Annotated in this window: 19 protein-coding genes and 1 tRNA gene; 8 read left to right on the top strand and 12 right to left on the bottom strand. The window is 66.1% G+C overall.

Translation table 11 applies throughout. From position 1 onward, the window contains the following. Window position 1 precedes the first annotated feature (1 nt). Window positions 2–1,003 carry an SDR family oxidoreductase gene (locus tag LCL94_RS09010; RefSeq protein WP_318245576.1) on the top strand — a complete coding sequence of 334 codons (1,002 nt, stop codon included), beginning with the start codon at window positions 2–4 and terminating at the stop codon, window positions 1,001–1,003. Here the strand turns inward: LCL94_RS09010 and LCL94_RS09005 are convergent. Beyond that, the gene (locus LCL94_RS09005; protein ID WP_224831907.1) at window positions 1,000–1,722 is read right to left on the bottom strand and encodes a glycosyltransferase; all 723 of its coding nucleotides are present in this window, start codon (window positions 1,720–1,722) and stop codon (window positions 1,000–1,002) included. The two genes, LCL94_RS09010 and LCL94_RS09005, sit on opposite strands and share 4 nt — an antisense overlap. Further along, window positions 1,719–2,294, bottom strand: a complete 576-nt coding sequence (locus LCL94_RS09000; protein ID WP_224831906.1) for a TIGR04282 family arsenosugar biosynthesis glycosyltransferase — start codon at window positions 2,292–2,294, stop codon at window positions 1,719–1,721. Before LCL94_RS09000 ends, LCL94_RS09005 begins: the two co-directional genes overlap by 4 nt. An 82-nt stretch (window positions 2,295–2,376) precedes the next feature. On the opposite strand from LCL94_RS09000, the gene LCL94_RS08995 reads away from it, so the two are divergent. Further along, window positions 2,377–3,402, top strand: a complete 1,026-nt coding sequence (locus LCL94_RS08995; RefSeq protein ID WP_224831905.1) for a mannose-1-phosphate guanylyltransferase — start codon at window positions 2,377–2,379, stop codon at window positions 3,400–3,402. Continuing rightward, a complete protein-coding gene (locus LCL94_RS08990) occupies window positions 3,399–4,208 on the top strand; it encodes a class I mannose-6-phosphate isomerase (protein ID WP_224831904.1) in 810 nt (269 codons plus the stop codon). The genes LCL94_RS08995 and LCL94_RS08990 overlap by 4 nt, the downstream gene beginning before the upstream one ends. 9 nt (window positions 4,209–4,217) lie before the next feature. On the opposite strand, the gene LCL94_RS08985 is transcribed toward LCL94_RS08990, so the two are convergent. Next, window positions 4,218–4,293 (bottom strand) — tRNA-Lys (locus tag LCL94_RS08985). 202 nt (window positions 4,294–4,495) lie between these two features. Here LCL94_RS08985 and LCL94_RS08980 point away from each other — a divergent pair. Then, window positions 4,496–4,981 (top strand): putative colanic acid biosynthesis acetyltransferase, encoded by a 486-nt coding sequence (locus tag LCL94_RS08980; RefSeq protein WP_224831903.1) that lies wholly within the window; start codon window positions 4,496–4,498, stop codon window positions 4,979–4,981. On the opposite strand, the gene folK is transcribed toward LCL94_RS08980, so the two are convergent. After that, window positions 4,938–5,432, bottom strand: a complete 495-nt coding sequence (gene folK / locus LCL94_RS08975) for a 2-amino-4-hydroxy-6-hydroxymethyldihydropteridine diphosphokinase (protein WP_224831902.1) — start codon at window positions 5,430–5,432, stop codon at window positions 4,938–4,940. The two genes, LCL94_RS08980 and folK, sit on opposite strands and share 44 nt — an antisense overlap. A 45-nt stretch (window positions 5,433–5,477) precedes the next feature. Between folK and LCL94_RS08970 the strand changes: the two genes are divergently transcribed. After that, window positions 5,478–6,893, top strand: a complete 1,416-nt coding sequence (locus tag LCL94_RS08970) for a M20/M25/M40 family metallo-hydrolase (RefSeq protein ID WP_224831901.1) — start codon at window positions 5,478–5,480, stop codon at window positions 6,891–6,893. Here the strand turns inward: LCL94_RS08970 and LCL94_RS08965 are convergent. From LCL94_RS08965 to LCL94_RS08955, 3 genes are read right to left on the bottom strand one after another with little or no spacing between them, the layout of a single operon-like run. After that, window positions 6,890–7,318, bottom strand: coding sequence for a hypothetical protein (locus LCL94_RS08965; protein WP_224831900.1), 429 nt, complete (start codon window positions 7,316–7,318; stop codon window positions 6,890–6,892). The genes LCL94_RS08970 and LCL94_RS08965 overlap by 4 nt on opposite strands. A 2-nt stretch (window positions 7,319–7,320) precedes the next feature. After that, on the bottom strand, window positions 7,321–8,196 hold the full coding sequence (gene aguB, locus LCL94_RS08960; protein WP_224831899.1) for an N-carbamoylputrescine amidase: 876 nt from the start codon (window positions 8,194–8,196) through the stop codon (window positions 7,321–7,323). A gap of 8 nt (window positions 8,197–8,204) precedes the next feature. Beyond that, complete coding sequence (locus LCL94_RS08955; RefSeq protein ID WP_224831898.1) at window positions 8,205–9,107, bottom strand: class I SAM-dependent methyltransferase; 903 nt, start codon at window positions 9,105–9,107, stop codon at window positions 8,205–8,207. A gap of 105 nt (window positions 9,108–9,212) precedes the next feature. On the opposite strand from LCL94_RS08955, the gene msrA reads away from it, so the two are divergent. Together msrA and LCL94_RS08945 are read left to right on the top strand one after the other, a co-directional pair. Further along, window positions 9,213–9,752, top strand: coding sequence for a peptide-methionine (S)-S-oxide reductase MsrA (gene msrA / locus LCL94_RS08950; RefSeq protein ID WP_224831897.1), 540 nt, complete (start codon window positions 9,213–9,215; stop codon window positions 9,750–9,752). 50 nt (window positions 9,753–9,802) lie between these two features. Beyond that, window positions 9,803–10,618 (top strand): hypothetical protein, encoded by an 816-nt coding sequence (locus tag LCL94_RS08945; protein WP_224831896.1) that lies wholly within the window; start codon window positions 9,803–9,805, stop codon window positions 10,616–10,618. 44 nt (window positions 10,619–10,662) lie between these two features. On the opposite strand, the gene LCL94_RS08940 is transcribed toward LCL94_RS08945, so the two are convergent. Continuing rightward, window positions 10,663–11,898: an RsmB/NOP family class I SAM-dependent RNA methyltransferase gene (locus LCL94_RS08940; protein ID WP_224831895.1), complete on the bottom strand. Its 1,236-nt coding sequence runs from the start codon at window positions 11,896–11,898 to the stop codon at window positions 10,663–10,665. A 58-nt stretch (window positions 11,899–11,956) separates the two neighbouring features. Between LCL94_RS08940 and LCL94_RS08935 the strand changes: the two genes are divergently transcribed. After that, on the top strand, window positions 11,957–12,115 hold the full coding sequence (locus tag LCL94_RS08935) for a DUF1674 domain-containing protein (protein WP_224831894.1): 159 nt from the start codon (window positions 11,957–11,959) through the stop codon (window positions 12,113–12,115). Window positions 12,116–12,185: 70 nt separating this feature from the next. Here LCL94_RS08935 and LCL94_RS08930 read toward each other — a convergent pair whose 3' ends face one another. The 4 genes from LCL94_RS08930 to LCL94_RS08915 are packed head-to-tail and all read right to left on the bottom strand — an operon-like array spanning window position 12,186 to window position 17,925. Continuing rightward, on the bottom strand, window positions 12,186–13,577 hold the full coding sequence (locus LCL94_RS08930; RefSeq protein WP_224831893.1) for a cytochrome P450: 1,392 nt from the start codon (window positions 13,575–13,577) through the stop codon (window positions 12,186–12,188). A gap of 49 nt (window positions 13,578–13,626) precedes the next feature. Continuing rightward, on the bottom strand, window positions 13,627–14,649 hold the full coding sequence (hemH, locus tag LCL94_RS08925) for a ferrochelatase (protein WP_224831892.1): 1,023 nt from the start codon (window positions 14,647–14,649) through the stop codon (window positions 13,627–13,629). Window positions 14,650–14,659: 10 nt separating this feature from the next. Continuing rightward, window positions 14,660–16,984 (bottom strand): molybdopterin cofactor-binding domain-containing protein, encoded by a 2,325-nt coding sequence (locus LCL94_RS08920; RefSeq protein ID WP_224831891.1) that lies wholly within the window; start codon window positions 16,982–16,984, stop codon window positions 14,660–14,662. Beyond that, entirely contained in the window at window positions 16,963–17,925 is a 963-nt protein-coding gene (locus tag LCL94_RS08915) for an Mrp/NBP35 family ATP-binding protein (RefSeq protein WP_318245575.1), read from the bottom strand. Before LCL94_RS08915 ends, LCL94_RS08920 begins: the two co-directional genes overlap by 22 nt. Window positions 17,926–18,025: the final 100 nt, after the last annotated feature.

Raw genomic sequence — 18,025 nt, 5'->3', positions numbered from 1 at the left:
GGTGACGGGAGCTGCCGGACTGGTGGGCGGCGAGGTCTGCGCGCGTCTGGTTGCGCGCGGCCACGAGGTGACCGGCCTCGTCCACCGCAATCCGGACGTGCGCGCAAACGACGGCGCCGCTGTCGAAATTCCCACTGTGAAGGGCGACGTATCGCAAGCGCGCCTGGGCCTGTCCCGCGAAGCATTCGCCGGGCTGTCGGACACGCACGACATGATCGTCCACTGCGCAGCCAGCGTGCGCTTCGACCTTGAGGAAGAGGATTACCGCGCCGCCAATGTCGATGGCGTGCGCCATGCGCTGGAACTGGCGGAAGCCGGCGGGATGGGCTTCCTGCACGTCTCGACCGCCTATGTCTGCGGAACGCGTGACGGGCCGATTGCGGAGGACGATCCCCTGCCGGAGGGCGGCTTTGCCAATGGCTACGAAGCCAGCAAGGCGGCGGGTGAGCGGCTAGTCCGGCAAAGCACTGCCAGATGGGCGATCGCCCGCCCTTCCATCGTGGTGGGCGCGGATGAGGACGGTGCTATCCGCCAGTTCGATACGACATACGCAGCCTTCAAGCTGATAGCCGAAGGGCGCGTGCGGCACATGCCTGCCCGCCTGGGTGCGACGCTCGACTTCGTTCCGATCGACCACGTGGCGGCAGGTATTGTCGCGCTGGCGGAACGCATGGAAGAGGCCGAGGGCGGCACTTACCACCTCGTCTCCGGCCAGCCGCTGCCGGTGGAGCGTTTCACCGGGGCTATCGGCGCCTACCCGCAGTTCCACGAACCCGAACTGGTCGCGCCCGAACACTTCGATCCCGCCCTGCTCCCCGCGCTGGAGCGGCGCTTGTTCAAGCGGGTGGCAGGGCTTTACGCGAGCTATTTCCAGCGTGACCCGCATTTCTCGGACACGCACTTTCGCGAAGTGACAGGCCTCGAATGCCAAGTGACGGGCGAGGACTATATCCGGCGTCTCATCGACCATTGCATCGCCGTGGGCTTCCTCGCAGGCGCCTAGCGCACGTCAGGATAGTGCTTTGCCATCCGGCTGCGCAGGCCGAACGCCCAGAGCATGCCGACCTTGAAATAGATCCAGTTCGCCTTGAGCGCGCCCCATTCGGCAATCCGCCGGTCGGAAGTGTAGACCCGCTGAGGCAGCATCCGCACCCGGCCGAGCCGCGCCAGCTTCACGCACAGATCTGCTTCCTCCATCACCGCATCGCCCGGCGTGCACCCGCCGACGCTCAGGAAATCGGCGCGGCGGAAGAACATGGCATGGTCGCCGAACAGCAGTCGCACTCCGCGAAAGAACAGGTGCGGTCGCGTGATGAGCGGCGCGTACCAGGTCTTGGCCCAGTTATGGATGGTCGTCCCCCAGCGCGTCCGCTCGGGACCGCGGATGACCGGGCTGAAACTGGCAAGCGCAGTGCGCCGGTCCTGCATCGCATGCTCTATCACCTCCACCATGTCGGTCGGCGGCAAGGTGTCTGCATGGAGGACGCAGACGATCTCTCCGCGCGCTGCCTCTACTCCGGCATTGATCTGGAGCGCCCTGCCCCGCGCTGTCTCGAGAATGCGCCATCCCGCCTCGCGCGCGATGGCGACCGTCGCATCGCTGCTGCCGCCGTCGACCAGCATGATCTCGGCAGGTGCGGGATCGAGACTGGCCAGCCGCTCCACCAGCACGGGCAGCGCCTTTTCCTCGTCCAGCGAAGGAACCAGCAGGGTGACGCTCATTCGAATTCGGGCCAGGCGGCGAGGTCTTCCGCCGTATCGATGTCAGCCAGCTCGGGCAGGATTGCAGGGCCGATCCGGCGCTCTGCCAGCCGTGCGAGCGTTTGCGACAGGACCTGCGGCGTGCTCCACTCCATCGCCTCGAACAGGAAGGGCATCGGCTCGGCCAGTCCGACGAGGTAATAGCCCCCGTCATTGGCAGGGCCGAGCACGACCTTACGTTCCGCCAGCGCGCCTGCCGCCGCTTGCAGGAGCGGCACGGAAATGGCCGGACAGTCGCTCCCGATGATGAGGCAGGGCGCGGGCACGCCTGCCATCCTCGCTCCCAGATCGCCTTCACCCTGGTCGACCACCTTCACATCGGCGCCGAAGAGCTCGTGAAACGCCGCTTCCTCGCCGCCTGTCACCCGCAGCTCGAACTCCAGCCCGCTCGCTTTCGCGACCTCGACCGTATGGGCCAGAAGGCGCGCATAGAGGCGTGCCGCGCCCTCTTCGCCGAGAGCAGGGATCAGCCGCGTCTTGACCTTTCCGGGCACTGGCAGGCGGGCGAAAACGGAGAGGCGCGGAGCGTTCATCGCTGTCTCGTAACGAAAAATCGCAGGCAGGTGCAAGCAGGCCATGACGCGCATGGAAACGGCTGCTAGGCGGCTGCTTGTCATGACAAAGGTCTATCCAGTTATCCTTTGCGGCGGCAGCGGGACGCGCCTCTGGCCGCGCAGCCGCCGCGTGAAGCCGAAACCTTTCCTTCCGCTCCTGGGCGACCGGACCCTGTTCCAACAGGCGCTGGACCGCGTATCGGATACAGGGCTGTTCGAGGCACCCATCGTGGTGGCCGGGGAAGCGCATACCGGCTTCATCGCTGAGCAGGCGGGCAAGCACCGCCTGGTCGTCGAACCGGCGGCCAAGAATACCGCCCCTGCAATCGCGCTGGCGGCACGGCTGCTTCCCCGCGATGCGGTGATGCTCGTCTGCCCGAGCGACCACCACATCGCCGACGAGGCCGCCTTCCTTGACGGAGTGCGCACTGCCGCTTCGCTCGCGCAGGACGGCTATCTCGTCTCCTTCGGCATCGCGCCCGACCGTCCGGCAACCGGATATGGCTATATCAAGCGCGGCGAGACCGTCGGGGCTGGACACCGGATCGAGCGGTTCGTCGAAAAACCCGACCTCGAGCGCGCGCAGCAGTTCCTCGACGACGGGGGCTTCGTCTGGAACGGCGGCATCTTCGCCTTTCCGGCGGGAAGGTTGCTTGACGAGCTTGCGACCTATCGCCCCGAAATGGCCGAAGCGGTCGAAGCATCGGTCGCATCGGGCGGATGGGACGGCACACGTTTCGACCCTGAAGCTGCGGCATTTGCGCGCATCGCCGGGGAAAGCGTCGACTTCGCGGTGATGGAAAACACTTCGCACGCTGCCGTCGTGTCGGCGGATATCGGCTGGTCCGATATCGGCGACTGGAGCGCGCTGATGGAAGCTCGCCAATCGGACGAGGACGGCAATGTCCTGTCGGGCCGAACGCAAGCCATGGATTGCCGCGGCGTGATGGTCGACACCGATGGCCCGCGCGTTTCCATCGTCGGCCTGAACGACGTGATCGTGGTCGTCGATGGCGACGAGATCCTCGTCCTTTCGCGCGACCATGCCCAGAGCGTCGGCAAGCTCGACGGGGCTGCCAATCAATGAGCGCCCAGATCCTGCCGACCAAGCGGGTGGAAAAGGTCTGGGGTCGCAGCCCCTTGCCGCCACCCTTTGCGCTTCCCCAAGATGCAGAGCGGATCGGGGAAATCTGGTTCGAGCCGTCCGATGCGATGCCGGACGTTCTCGTCAAATATCTCTTCACGAGCGAGAAGCTCTCGGTCCAGGTGCACCCTTTCGGTGCTGCCAGCCCGACTGGCCGCGGCAAGGAGGAATGCTGGCTGATCCTGGATGCGGAGCCGGGTGCAAGGCTGGCCATGGGCTTCACGCAGTCGCTTGACGCCCAAGCCATGCGCGCCGCTGCGCTCGACGGATCGATCGAGGACCTGCTCGAGTGGCGGACGGTCGAGCCGGGCGATTTCTTCTACATCCCGGCCGGCACGGTCCATGCCATCGGCGAAGGCCTGACGTTGCTCGAAGTGCAGCAGAACACCGACATCACCTATCGCCTCTACGATTATGGTCGTCCGCGCGAACTGCATCTGGATGCAGCGCTCGAAGTGGCAGCGGGCGAGCCCTACCCTGCCGGACTGCACCGGAAGGTGGCGCCCGATGTGGAAACGGTGCTGGTGGACGGCCCGCATTTCCGCCTGTTCCAGCTCTATGGAGAGCCTTCGGCGGACATGCTCGGCAGGTTGAAGGGTCCCATACAGATCCTCCCGCTTTCCGGAGATATCGCAGTGTCGGGAACCCGCATCGCGCCCGGGTCGAGCGCAATGGCATCGAGCATGGACGAGGTCGAATTGGGCACTACGGCGCGCACGCTGATCGCGTGTTCGGCAGAACAATCCTGAGGGAAAAGGTGGTGAGCCCTGCTGGGTTCGAACCAGCGACCTACTGATTAAAAGTCAGTTGCTCTACCGACTGAGCTAAGGGCCCGACCACGAGGGGGCACCTAGGCATGCGATGGCGGGTGGTCAAGCGTGGTTTGGGTTGCTTTCCGGCAGCCCGGCAATTTAGTTTGGCCCGAGGCCGCGACAAGGAAGGGACGGGGTTGCAACCACTCGATGCACGCACTGCGCAAAGCCGCAGCGGAGGGCCGTCCTTCCCGCTCGTCTCGAGAATTGCGCGCGCCTTGTGGATGGCCGCCTGGTTTCTCTTCGCCCGCTGGACGCCCCCGTTCCTCCACCCGTGGCGCGCGCTGATCCTCAAGGCTTTCGGTGCGCGGCTCGGCAGCAGTTGCCGTGTCCATGCGAGTGCGCGCATCTGGTGGCCCGGCAATCTCGAGCTGGGCGACAACGCGCTGATCGGTCCGGAGGCGCTGCTCTACAACCAGGGGCATATCAGCGTGGGCAGCGACAGCGTGATCTCGCAGCGCGCGCACCTGTGCGCCAGTTCGCACGATATCGCCGATCCGCACTTCCAGCTGGTGCTCGACCCCGTGACTATCGGCCGCGGTTGCTGGGTGGCCGCCGAAGCATTCGTCGGCCCGGGCGTTACCATGGGTGAAGGAGCGGTCCTGTCTGCGCGCGGCGCCCTGTTCTCGGACGCAGAAGCCTGGACGGTCTATCGCGGCAATCCCGCTACCGCGCACAAGCCGCGTGCGCAGCCAGCTGCCGGAGGGTAAGGCCCGTCACGGGATCGCGCCAGTCGGGTGCAATCTCGGCAGCGGGACGCAGCACGAAATCGCGCTCGCGAAACAGGAGGTGCGGGATAACGAGGTCGCGCGCGAACCAGGCCCCGCCGCTCCAAAGAACGATATCGAGATCGAGGCTGCGTGCCCGCCAGCGCGCGCCGCGCCTGTCGCGCCCGAATTCGCTCTCCACCGACTGCAGCAGGGCGAGCATCGCTGGTGGATCGAGCGGAGCGGACACGATTGCAGCGCCATTGGAATAGCTCCTGAGCGAGGGGCCGACCGGGCGACTGGCCCGGATACGCGAGACGGCTTCGACCTCCGCGCCGCTATCCGCCAGTTGATCCAACGCGCCCCGCAACACAGCCCGCGGCGCGCCGATACCCGGCACGCGCATGTTTGAGCCGAGCGCGATAACGTAACGGTGGCTGCTTGCCTGCCCCATGGCCTGCGCCTAGCGTGCCGTCACGACAAGGCAAGGGAGATTGCGATGAAGGGGATCGGGGCAGCCATCGGCTTCGCGCTGCTGGCAGGCGCGGCGCCGCTTTCGGCGGACGGGCATGAACGCAGCGCGCATGAGCAGCGCAGCTACGAAATCTACCGTGACATCATCGCCTTCCGCACCGCTCGCGGGCACGGGCAGGTGGACGACATGGTCGCCTATCTCGCAGGCCGCCTGTCGAAAGCAGGCTTTGCTTCCGGGGACATCATGGTCACCGACTACGACAGCGAAGGCGATCCGACGCAGGGCCTGATCGTACGGTATCGCGGCGATGGATCCTCGAACGAAAAGCCGATCGCGCTGCTTGCGCACATGGACGTGGTCGATGCCCTGCCCGAGGACTGGGAGCGCGATCCCTTCACCCTAACAGAGGCCGACGGCTATTTCTACGCCCGCGGCACGCAGGACAACAAATACGGGGTGATGAACCTCACCAGCACCTTCATCCGCTTGAAGGAGGAAGGCTGGACGCCGAACCGCGATCTCTATCTCGTGTTCTCGGGCGACGAGGAGACGGGCATGGTCTCGACCCGCGCGCAGGCGAAATGGATCGCGGAAAACGTGGATCCTGCCTATGTCCTCAATTCGGACGCCGGCGGCATCGGGCTGGCCGACGATTTCTCGCCGCTCGCCCAGCAGGTCCAGATGGCCGAGAAGACCTATGTCACTTTCGATCTGACCGCGACCAATCAGGGCGGCCATTCCTCCCGCCCGCGCAGCGACAACGCCATTTACGACCTGGCGGCGGCACTGCTGAAAATCGCCGAATACCGCTTCCCCGTGCGCGATACGCAGCTGACCCGCACCTATCTCGGCGCGCTTGGCCAGAGCATGCCCGGCGAACTGGGCGACGCACTGAAGCGCTTCGCCGCCGACCCTTCGGATGCCTCGGCCATCGAGATCATCCGCGCCGATCCGAGCCTGGTGGGCACGCTCGGCACCACCTGCGTGGCGACCATGCTCAAGGGCGGGCATGCCCAGAACGCGCTACCCCAATCGGCCAGCGCGGCGGTCAATTGCCGCGTCTTTCCGGGCGACGGGGTCGACAATGTGAAAGCCCAGCTCGCCGCGGCGATCGGCAATCCCGAAATCGCCATCGTCCAGCGCGCCGAAGCGACCGAAAGCGGCGTCAGCGAGTTTCCGGACGAAGTTCGCGATGCCCTGTCCAAGGCGCTGGTCGCACGGTTCGGCAAGCCCATTCCGATGTTGCCGCACATGTCTTCGGGCGGCACGGACGGCATGCATTACCGCACGCTAGGCTATGATACCGTAGCTATCGGCGCAGGCGCGAGCAGGCCGCAGGACATCTACGCCCATGGCCTCAACGAACGGATGCGGGTCGACGCCTTCTACGCCGGCCTCGACCACTGGACGATTATCCTGAAGGAGCTCGCCGGCGGCTAGAAAATCGTGTTCTCGGCCGGGCTGGAGGTGAACTCGCCCAGCGACAGGCGGCGGCGACGCCTGATCAGGCCTTCGGACGAAAGCGCAAAAGGCACTTCCACGTCCTGGCTGTAGTTCGGCGCTCTCAGCTGGACGAACAGCCGGGCCGTCTCCGTGCAATGCCTGACAATGGCAGCGGCGCGGATGAGGCCGTCCTGCGCCCGGCTGCGCAGGAGGTCGGACAGCCTACCGAGCACGCCCTCGCTCCCGCTGATCGGTGCCGCGTCGAGGACGGCGACATTGTGGATCACCCCGTTGGACCGCAGTTCGAAGACGAGCGGGAAAAAGTGCCCGTCTTTCTCGATCCGCGCGATGCCGGCTTCCAGTGCGGCAGTGAACAGCTGGTCCAGCTGCCCCTGGTCGATCCCTGCGCCGGTGCCGGTCACCGTCAGCTGTCCTCGCAGATCCTGCCGTAGAGCTGCGGTCGGCGGTCGCGGAAGAAACCCATTCCCGCGCGGTGCGTGGCGGCACGGTCGAGGTCGAGCGTGGTCACCAGCACTCCGGTTTCCTCGCGCCCGTATTCCTCGACCAGGTCGCCCCATTCGTCGGAGATGAAGCTGTGGCCGTAGAAGCTTTGCTGCCTGTCCGCCGGGCCTTCGTGACCGATGCGGTTGGCGGCCGCGACCGGCATGCAGTTCGAGACCGCGTGCCCGATCATGGCGCGGCGCCACATTCGGCTGGTGTCGAGATCGGCGTCATAGGGTTCGGACCCGATGGCCGTGGGGTAGAAAAGAACTTCGGCGCCCTTGAGCGCCATCACGCGGGCACATTCGGGATACCACTGGTCCCAGCAAATCCCGACGCCGATGCGCGCCGTGCCGCCGCTGCAGGGCACGTCCCACACCTTGAACCCGTCGTTGCCGGGCCGGAAATAATACTTTTCCTCGTAACCCGGGCCGTCGGGAATGTGGCTCTTGCGATAGGTGCCCATGATCGCGCCGTCGGGCCCGATCATGGCGAGCGTGTTGTAATAATGGTGCCCGTCCCGCTCGAAAAAGCTGGTCGGGATCGCCACCGAATGCTTCGCCGCCAGTTCCTGCATGACCAGCACAGAGGGGTGCTGCGCCGTCGGGCGGGCAAGGCTGAACAGCGCTTCGTCCTCCTCGCGGCAGAAATATTCGCCCGAGAACAGCTCGGGCGGCAGGATGACCTGCGCGCCCCTGCCCGCCGCCTCCTCCACGAGGGCGGCCACTGCGGCCACGTTCTCGCTCTCGTCCTTTCGGGCGAGGGCAAGCTGGAGGACTGCGACGGTCAGTTCGCGCATTGCAGGCCTCAGGGCCGCTTCTTGAACAGCAGCGTCATGCGGTCGCTTTCGCCCTTGTCGGCGAGGTCGGCGCGCTTCGTGCTCTGGACGGGGGGCATTTCCCACACGCCGCCTTCGTGGTCGGCGGTATCGTTCGGATTGGCGTTGATCTCGCTCGCAGCGACGAGCTCGAAGCCGTTGAGGCGCATGAAATCGATCACGTCCTGCTGGCGCAAATAGCCCTTGGTGCCGTTGGCATAGGACCACGGCGCGTCTGCCTTGGCGCGGTGCTGGACGATGCCGAGATAGCCGTCGTCCTTGAGCAGTTCGCGCATCGCACGCATCTCGGTGTCGGCAATGCCCGTGCGCGTGATGCCGTGGAGGCCGCGGATCACCAGGATGCGGTCGAAGGTACCCTTCTGGTCCTCGGGGATCGTCTCCAGCGTCATGCCCGAGAAGTTGTCGGCGGGAAGTCCGGTGTAACCTGCCACTTCCGCGCCGAAGCCGGCAGCGGCAGCGCGGATGCGGTCCTGCCGCTCTGCGTCGCTCGCAGCGTTGAGCGGATTGGCATAGATGCCGACCAGCTTGCCCTCGCCGCCGAGATAGTGGCCGAGCAGGCGCGAATACCAGCCGCCGCCGGGGGCGTATTCACCCACCTTCATGTGCGGGCCAACGTGGAAGAAGGCGAGCGTTTCGGCCGGGTGGCGGAACTGGTCGCGCTTGCGGTCTTCGGCGCGCGTCGGATGGTTGATGGCACCCGACAGCGCTTCGCCGTGGTGCTTCATGAACATGGCGGTGTCTTTGACATGCTCGGCCATGTCGTGCTGGCCGTGATGGCCCCCATGTTCGCTCTTGTGTTCACCCTGCCCATGATTGTGGGCGGCGGCAGGCGCTGCGATCGCGATGGCGGCAGCGGCAAGCAGGTAACGCATCGTGTGTCTCCTTCGAACTCCCCGCGCGCCTCCTGCCCTCACATCGGGCAGATGACAAGCGCCCACAGGCTTCCTATCTGCCTGTCCAACAAGGAGACTGACTACATGGCGCAGCAACAGGCGATTGTCGCAGGCGGGTGCTTCTGGTGCACCGAAGCGGTGATGAAGGACGTGATCGGCGTGAGCGGGGTCGAAAGCGGATATATCGGCGGGACCAAGCCGAATCCCACCTACAAGGAGGTCTGCACCGGCGACACCGGCCATGCCGAAGGCGTGCGCGTCACCTTCGACGACGAAACGATTACCCTGCCCCAGATCTACGACGTCTTCCTCGGCACCCACGACCCGACCCAGCTCAATCGCCAGGGCGGCGACATCGGCACGCAATACCGCAGCGCCATCTTCCCGCTCGACGATAGCCAGCGCGCCGAGGCCGAGGCGGCCATTGCCCGCTGGAACGAAGACCATCCCGGCCAGAACGCAGTGACCACGATCGAGACCGGCGAATGGTATCCGGCCGAAGATTACCACCAGGAGTATTGGGAAGGCGAAGGCCAGCGCAATCCATACTGCCTCGCGGTCATCCCGCCCAAGCTGATGAAGCTGCGCAAGAGCTTCCAGCAGTACCTCAAGCCCGAGGCCTGAACCAAAGGCGACGCTTGTAGCGCGGGCCTTGGGGTGCAATCTTCCCGTCCATGCCGGGAGCGCACACCAAGGCCTTTACCAGCGACCACGTCGTCAATCCCGACGGCAGCGTCGAATTCGCCTGTTCGCAGGACGACACGCTGTGGCCGTGGTTGCGGATCGGTCCGCATCATCCAGGAGCGATCCAGGCGGCAAGCTACTGGCTGAGCGTCGAAAGCGCGATGGCTCTTGGCGGCTGGGACCCCGACAAGTGGTCGGCCCTCACCTGGACGCACTGGCGCTGCGGCGAGCCCGGCGTCGGCCGCATGGCCCGCGGGCGCTACGAACGCACGCGGATCGAGGGCAAGGAAAGCTTTTCCATCCATCTTCATGACGCATCGGGCGCGCTGGTCTGCCGCCTCGACGGGCGCGGCGTCGTGTTCCGCACGCGCGACTTCGAGAAATGGCGCAGCGGAGCCAAGGAGCGTGACGACAAGGTTTCTTCCGCCGATTTTCCCTATGCGGACCGGGCTACGCTCGGCCTCGGCGAGGAGGAATTCCCCTTCCTCGGCCCGCTGGACGGCATGCTGGCAACGGGCCTCCTCGATCCCGCCAATGCCATGCCTCCCGCCCACCCCTGGCTCGACGGATCGGGCGACCACGTGAATTCGGCGCACCTTGCCGAAGTAGCCCGCCAGTTCGCCAGTCTGCTGCGCGGCGGTGACTCCTTCCGGGTGAGCGAAGCCGAAATGCGCTTCGACCGCTACGTCGAACTCGGCGTCCCATTCGAGGTCGAATGCCTTGCCGACACCGGAGACCGTATCTCCATGCAGATCCGCCAGTCGGGCAGGGACTGCACGTCGATCGAATACTGCATCGACAGCTGATCCCCGGGCGCATTTGGCCGCGCGCGGTGCCCGAGGCAGGCTGATCAGTCCGCGCGCCAACGGGCGATGAAGAAGCCGTCGAGGCCGCCTTCATCGCTCAGCATTCCCGGGTCGGTGCGCAGATAGCCTTCGGCAGTGGGGACGACGCCCGCTGGCAGTTCGTCGCTGGCGATGGGAAGCGTTGCCATGCCGACTTCGGCTGCCTGCGCCTCGCCTTCCTCGCGCTCTAGCGAACAGGTGGCGTAGACCAACATGCCGCCGGGCTTGAGCCAGCCTTGAGCGCGTTCGAGGAGCGCAGCCTGCAACTCGGCCATTTCCGCGATATGGCGCGGTCCGATGCGGTGCAGCACATCGGGGTGGCGGCGCGCGGTCCCGGTTGCCGTGCAGGGCGCGTCGAGCAGGATTGCATCGAACTGGTGTTTCGGTTCCCAGGTGAGCGCATCGGCGCGCACGGTTCCTGCGGCAAGGCCGGTGCGCTTGAGATTGGCTTTCAAAAGATCGAGGCGGCGCTTGGAAATATCGAGCGCAGTGACCTTCCACCCTTGCGCGGCCAGTTGCAGCGTCTTGCCGCCGGGCGCGGCGCACAGGTCGAGCGCGTGGCGGCCCTCGCCCGCACCGAGCAGGCGCGCCGGAATCGAGGCGGCAAGGTCCTGCACCCACCAAGCCCCGTCCGCAAAACCGACCAGCTTCTCGATATTCTCGCCGCGCGGCAGGCGCAGATGTCCCGGCATCAAGCTGTCGGCGGCAAGCTTTGCCCTCCACACCTCGGTCTCTGCCGGATCGCGCAGCGTCAGGTCGAGCGGCGGCGGTTCGGCGAGGCCGGCAGCGATGGCCGATGCCCTGTCGCCCCAGCGCGCGGCCACTTCGGCGGGCAGGGTAGGCGCATCGGGCAGCGCGATCTCGCGCTTGGTCAGCGTGGAGAAGACCCCGTGCGCCAGCCTGCGCGGACCACCGGCAAGCAGCGGCAGGCCGGTCGCGATTACCGCATGGTGCGGCGTTTCGAGGCGCAGCCACTGGGCCAGCATCATGCGCAGGACAGTGCGCACCTTGGCATCGTGGGGTAGTTTCTGTTTCGTCGCGCTGTCGATGGCTGCGTCGAGATCGACCAGCCAGCGCAGCACTTCGCCGGCGATGGCGCGTGCCAACGCCTTGTCCTCGAACTTGCGCACGTCGCTGGTGGCTGCGCCAAAGGCGACGTCGAGCGTCTCGCCCCGGCGAAGAACCGCGTCGAGCAGGCGAAGCGCGGCCTTGCGCGCGTGTATTCCCTGAGGCTGTGCCATTTCTGCTGCGCCCCTACCCCCACTTGAAACCATGCGCCAGCCTGCGCATTTTACCCGCATGACCGAACGCGTGACCAAGCGGCCCGAGAAATTCGAAAAGCCCGAATACTGGAGCAGCGAACCGCCGCCCAAGCCCAAGAAGGGCGAGGTCGACGAGGACCTCTGTCCCACGCGCTACGGCGACTGGGTCAAGGACGGCATCGCGATAGACTTCTAATGATTTGCGCGCACCGTCGCGGGTGCATCCTCGCAAGATGCGGGGCTAGCGGCTCGCGAAACTATCCCGCTTAGATGCTTTTCAGCCTGATCCGCAGGCCGTCCTTCGGCTTGGGGATCGGCCAGGGCTGCCATTCGGGATCGCCTGCAACCAGTTCGATCTCGTAGCGCGGCAGCATCTGGGCCAGCAGGATCTTCACCTGCATGTAGGCGAAGTGCAGGCCGAGGCACATGTGCGCGCCGCCGCCGAAGGGGACCCAGGCATATTTGTGCCGCGCCTTCACCGATTCGGGCGTGAAGTGCATCGGGTTGAAATCGTTCGGCGTTTCCCAGTGTTCCGCCATGTGGTGGACCATGTGGGCGTTGATGCCTACCGCCGTGCCCGCAGGGATCGTGTAGCCGCCATATTCGAAATCCTTCAGCGCGCGGCGCGGGGTCGAAGGGACCGGCGGCACCATGCGCAGCGCTTCCTTGAAGGCCATTTCCGTCAGCTCGAGCTTGCCGAGATCATCGTAGGCGAGGTCGCGCACCTTGCCCTTGGCATCGACGCCGCCGGTCACCGAAATGACTTCCTGGCGCAGTTTTTCCTGCCATTCGGGATGTTTGGCGAGCAGCCAGATGAGCGAGGTCGCCGAGCTGGTGATTGTGTCGTGCGCGGCCATCATCAGGAAGTTCATGTGGTCGACGACCTCGTCGACCGGCATCAGGTTGCCGTCCTCGTGCGTGGCGGTGGCGAACTGGCTGAACATGTCCTGCCCGCCGCCTTCCGCGCGGCGGCGATGCGTTTCCTTCGTGAAGTATTCGACGAGGAATTTGCGCCCGTCGACGCCCTTTTTCATCTGGGTGAAGGGCAGCGGCTTGCGCACCGGCGCGACGCTGGCCTGCACCATGTCGATGAAGGCGGTGTTGATCTTGTCGGCTTCCGGACCCCATTCGATGCCGATGAAACTGTCCGCTGCAAGATCAAGCGTCAGTTCCTTGATCGACGGGTAGAAGCGCATCTCGCCCTCGCCCCACTGCTCCATGCGTTGGGCGATACCGCGATTGAGGCTGCCCGAATAATGGCGCATCGGTTCGGGCTTGAAGGCGATCGACAGTGCACGGCGGTCGGCCCGGTGATGGTCGAAATCGAGCAGCATAAGGCCGCGCGGGAACAGCTGGTCGAGGATCGGGCCCCAGCCCTGTTCGCTGGAGAACAGTTTGCCGCGGTCGAACAGCATCAGCTCGTTGGCATCGGCGCCGATCAGGGCAACCTGCCAGCCGCCAAAGGCCCAGTTCTTGTAGACCGGCCCGTAGGTCTCGTACATCCGCCGCGCAAAGCCGTGCGGATCGGCCAGCATGCGGAAAGTATTGCCGACAACCGGCCAGCCGCCCTCGCCCGGAATATGATCGAGCGCGCCGTCCGGCAGGCGGTCGCTCCAGTGGGTGAACTCGACAGGCTTGTGCTCGGCTAGCGTGGCCATGAAATAGGTTGCTCCTGACTACTTACTTCCTTGTAAGTAATCCCGGGACCTAAATCCAGCCCGACAATTCGCGCCGCAGCACGCTTTCCAGCATTACGAGGCCAGCGTCGGAGGCATTGAGGCAGGACAGGGCCGCAAAATGCGTGCCGCCGCCGTCGAGAAACTCGTCGCGGCCTTCCATTGCCAGCTCTTCCAGCGTTTCCAGGCAATCGGCGGAAAAGCCCGGTGCGGCAATCGCGAGACGCTTCGTGCCCGCTGCCGCTTCTTCCTTCAGCACGGTGTCCGTCGCCGGCTCCAGCCATTTTGCCGGACCGAAGCGCGACTGGAAGCTGGTGCGGAACCGAAGCCCGCGACCAGCCAGCCGTTCCTGCAGGAGGCGCGAGGTCTTCTGGCAATGGCAGTGGTACGGATCGCCCAGTTCGAGCGTGCGCTGCGGCATGCCGTGGAAGCTCAGCACAAGCACCTCGGGTGCGAAATCGAGCGCGTCGAGCTGGCGGACAAGGTCGGCCTCCAGCGCCTCGATATAGGCGGGATCGTCGTGATAGGGCGGCAGTGTGCGAAGGGCGGGCTGCCAGCGCATCTTGCGCAAGGCATCTGCCGCCTTGTCCACCACCGTCGCCGTCGTCGCGCCGCTGTATTGCGGATAGAGCGGGGCGAGCAGGATGCGGTCGCAGCCCGCGTCCATCAGCGCCTGCAACCGCTCGGCAATGGCGGGCTGGCCGTAGCGCATGGCATGATCGACCATCACGCCCTGCCCCAGCCGTTCCTGCATGGACGCGGCCTGCGTACGGGTGATCACCGCTAGCGGGGACCCCTCCGGCGTCCAGACCTTGGCATAGGCTTTCGCGCTGCGTTTTGGCCGGGTGTTGAGGATGATGCCGCGCAGGATTGGCTGCCAGACGATGTCGGGGATCTCGACCACGCGCTTGTCTGACAGAAATTCGCCGAGATAGCGTTTCACCGGCCCACGCTCGGGCGCATCGGGCGTGCCGAGATTGACGATGAGCACTCCGATCCGGCCCGATTTGACAGGCGGGTGATCGGCGGGAAGCTGCTGGTCCTGCCAAGTCACTGCGCGAACCTCATAAACCCTCCGAAAGAAGCGGGAGGCGGCGCAGGCGCAGGCCCGTCGCCGCAAACAATGCATTGCCGATGGCGGGTGCGGCCACCGCCACACCAAGTTCGCCGGGATCGAACGGTTCCGCATCGCTCGCGATGAAATCGACCACGATCTCCGGACAATCGGCCAGCCGCGGCAGTTCCAAGGCGCGCAGGTTGCGCGGGACCGGATGGCCGCTTTCGTATTTGACCGAGGATCCCAGCGCCAGCGACAGGCCGTAGACCAGCCCGCCCTCGATCTGCTGGCGGGCAATGTCGAGATTGACGATCCGCCCGATGTCGACCGCTGCGGTCAGCTGCGTCACGCGCGCACCGCCCGGGCCCATGCCGGCTTGCGCCACGCAGGCGACGTGCCCTGCACTCGCCGCGTCCTGCCCCATGCGAACCATCGCGATGCCCTGCCCGCTGCCGGAGCGCCCGCCATCCCATTCGCCGAGACGCGAGGCGCGGCGCAGGCATTCGGCCATGCGCGGAGCTCCGCCGAGCAGGGCCATGCGGTAAAGGAAGGGATCGCGCCGGGCCTCCACGGCCAGCTCGTCGATGAAGGTTTCGGTGAAGAAGGCGGTCAGCGCCTCGGCCCCGCCGCGCATCCGCGTGACCGGCAGGCGGATGCTGGCCGGCACGTGGTCCACCGCGACTTCGCCGATGCCATAGGGGGGAATCGCCCCGGCGACCGCCAGCGCATCGGCCTTGCCGCGGCTTTCCTCGCGCGCGGCCTCGGGTGTCAGATTGTCGAACAGGCGGTGACCCATCTCGCGCATGAAAGGCGGCGTGGTGATCCGCGCCCGCCAGGCGAGCGGCTGGCCTTCACCGCCCATGCTGGCCGCCATGTCCGCCGCTGCCGGAGCGCGCGGCGGCACGGCCTGGATATCCTGCACGCGCGACCAAGTGAGCTGGACCGGCCTGCCGATCTCGGCGGCGATTTGCGCGACCTCGATCGCGTGCTGCTTCTCGATCCGGGCATCGAAACTGCCGCCTGCCGCAACGGGGTAGAAGACCACGTCCTCGGGCGAGATGCCGATCGCCTTCGCCGCTGCCTCGCGCGCGGCTGCCGGAGCCTGAGAGGCCATCCATAATTCGAGCCGCCCGTCGACGAGCCGCGCGGTTGCGCTGGCAGTTTCGAGCGGAACGTGGACAGCGGGCGCTACATCGTAACGGCGCTGGAGTGAAGGCTTGCCCAGCGCGGCGTCGGGATTGCCGAGCTCGAAAATCCGCTCGCCAAGATCGGCGCGCCGTTCGTGGGCGCGCTCTATCTCTGTATCGAGCACCGCCTGCTCCAGCGCGCCAGGACCGGTAAAATGGGCACGCATCCACGCCAGCGCCTGGTCGGCAATCCACCAGCTTTCGGCCACCGCCGCCAGCCAGCGCTTCGACTTCACCACGCCCACGAGCCCGCGCATCCCCGCGACCGCGCTCTCGTCGAAGCGGAACAGTTCGGGCAGGCCCACCGGGCCGTGGCGGATCGAGGCGAAGACCATGCCGGGCAGGCGGATATCGCCTGCGAACAGATGACTGCCGTCCACCTTGGATGGCAGGTCGATGCGCGGGAAAGCGGTCGGTGCATCGGCCTCGCCGAACACCGGGTCCTCGAAGGCCGCGACCGGCAGCAGCGGCGCCGGGTCCGGCGGGTCCAGTTCGCGCGCGTCATCGACCAGTTCGCCGAAACGCAATTGCCCACCAGCCGAATGGCGCACGAAACCGCCGCTCACCTCGCACTCCTCGGCCGCGACGTCCCAGCGGTCTGCCGCCACGCGCACCAGCATGTCACGTCCGCTGGCGGCCGCGGCACGCAAGGGCGCCTCGTATGCGGCAAGAGAAGTACCGCCGACGGTTGCGCCGAACGAAGTTGCGCCGGCGAAGCGTTCGACGAGCCAGTCGTCTGGTTCGCCTGCAAGCGAGGGGAAATTGGCCCACAGCGGCGCCCATTGCGCAGCCAGGGGAAGGTTGGGGAAATGGCCCGAAGGCGAAACCGGTTCCGCCCCGACCTGCCGCCAGTCCGCGCCCAGTTCGACTGCCGCGATCTGCGCGAGCAGCGTGGTGACGCCCTGCCCCATCTCGAGCTGCGGGATGGCGACCGTGACCACGCTGTCGCGCCCGATGGTCAGCCACCCGCCGAACTCGGCCTCGCCTTCGCCCGGGACCAGCGAGGTCGGGTAGCTGCGCGGCCAGAGCGTCCACGCCAGCAGCAGGCCGCCGCCCGCCGCCGCGCCGACCAGCAATTGCCGGCGCGAGACTTCGGGCAGTTTCACCCGGCCAGCGGCTTCGGTCAGCTTCTTGCGGAAATCCATGCCGCCAGCTTTCCGGCAATCGAGAGGAAGGGTTCGGCCTGCGCGCTGTCGCCCGCCGCCGGCGGTTCGCCCGCATCGCTGCCCTGCCTGATTGCAAGGTCGAGCGGGATGCGGCCGAGGAAAGGAAGTTCGAGGCGCTGAGCTGCAGCTTCGACACCGCCCTTGCCGAAAGGATCGGAAAGCTCGCCGCAATGCGGGCAGGCATAACCGGCCATGTTCTCGACCAGTCCGATCACGGGGACGGATGCCGCATCGAAGAACTGCCCGGCACGCGCCGCGTCGATCAGCGCCAGGTCCTGCGGCGTCGAGACCAGGATCGCGCCTGCCGGCTTGTATTTCTGCACCATCGTCAGCTGCACGTCGCCCGTGCCCGGCGGCAGGTCGATGAGGATCACATCTTCCGCATCCCAGTGCGCATCGATCATCTGCGCCAGCGCATTGCCGACCATCGGCCCGCGCCAGGCGATGGCACGGCCGGGCGCGACCAGCTGGCCCATCGAGAGCATGCGCACGCCGAATTTCGTCTCCACCGGGATCATCCGGTTGTCCCGGGCATCGGGCTTGGCATCCTCCGCATCGAAGATGACCTGCTGCGAGGGGCCATATACGTCCGCATCGACGAGGCCGGTGCGAATGCCCTGCCGCGCCAGCGCGATGGCGAGATTGGCGGTCAGCGTCGACTTGCCCACGCCGCCCTTGCCCGACCCGATCGCGATGAGCGTGGGCGCCTTGCGCTCTGCCGTCATCACCACGCGCACCTCATTCACATCGCTGCGAGCGGAAAGCCGCGCGATAATGTCACGCTCAATCGCGGCGCGTTCGGCTTCGCCAAGGCCGGCCGCATCGAACACGATCAGCGCGCGTCCTTCCTTCAGCGTCGCTGCACTGACGCGTCCGGCAAATTCGGGTGGAAGATCGTCGGTAATTTCGCTCGTCGCCATGCTGCGGGCTGCTGTAGCATCGAAATCCGCACCGCAACCCCTGTTTTTCCGCCAAACCCTTCCTATAAGACATTCATGAGAATTCTGGACGGATTTGGAC

The sequence above is a fragment of the Qipengyuania gaetbuli genome (genome assembly GCF_020171365.1).
Classification (GTDB): Bacteria; Pseudomonadota; Alphaproteobacteria; order Sphingomonadales; family Sphingomonadaceae; genus Qipengyuania; species Qipengyuania gaetbuli_B.
The sequence above is the reverse complement of the archived record's forward strand: the minus strand, read 5'-3'. Positions and strand labels throughout refer to the sequence as shown.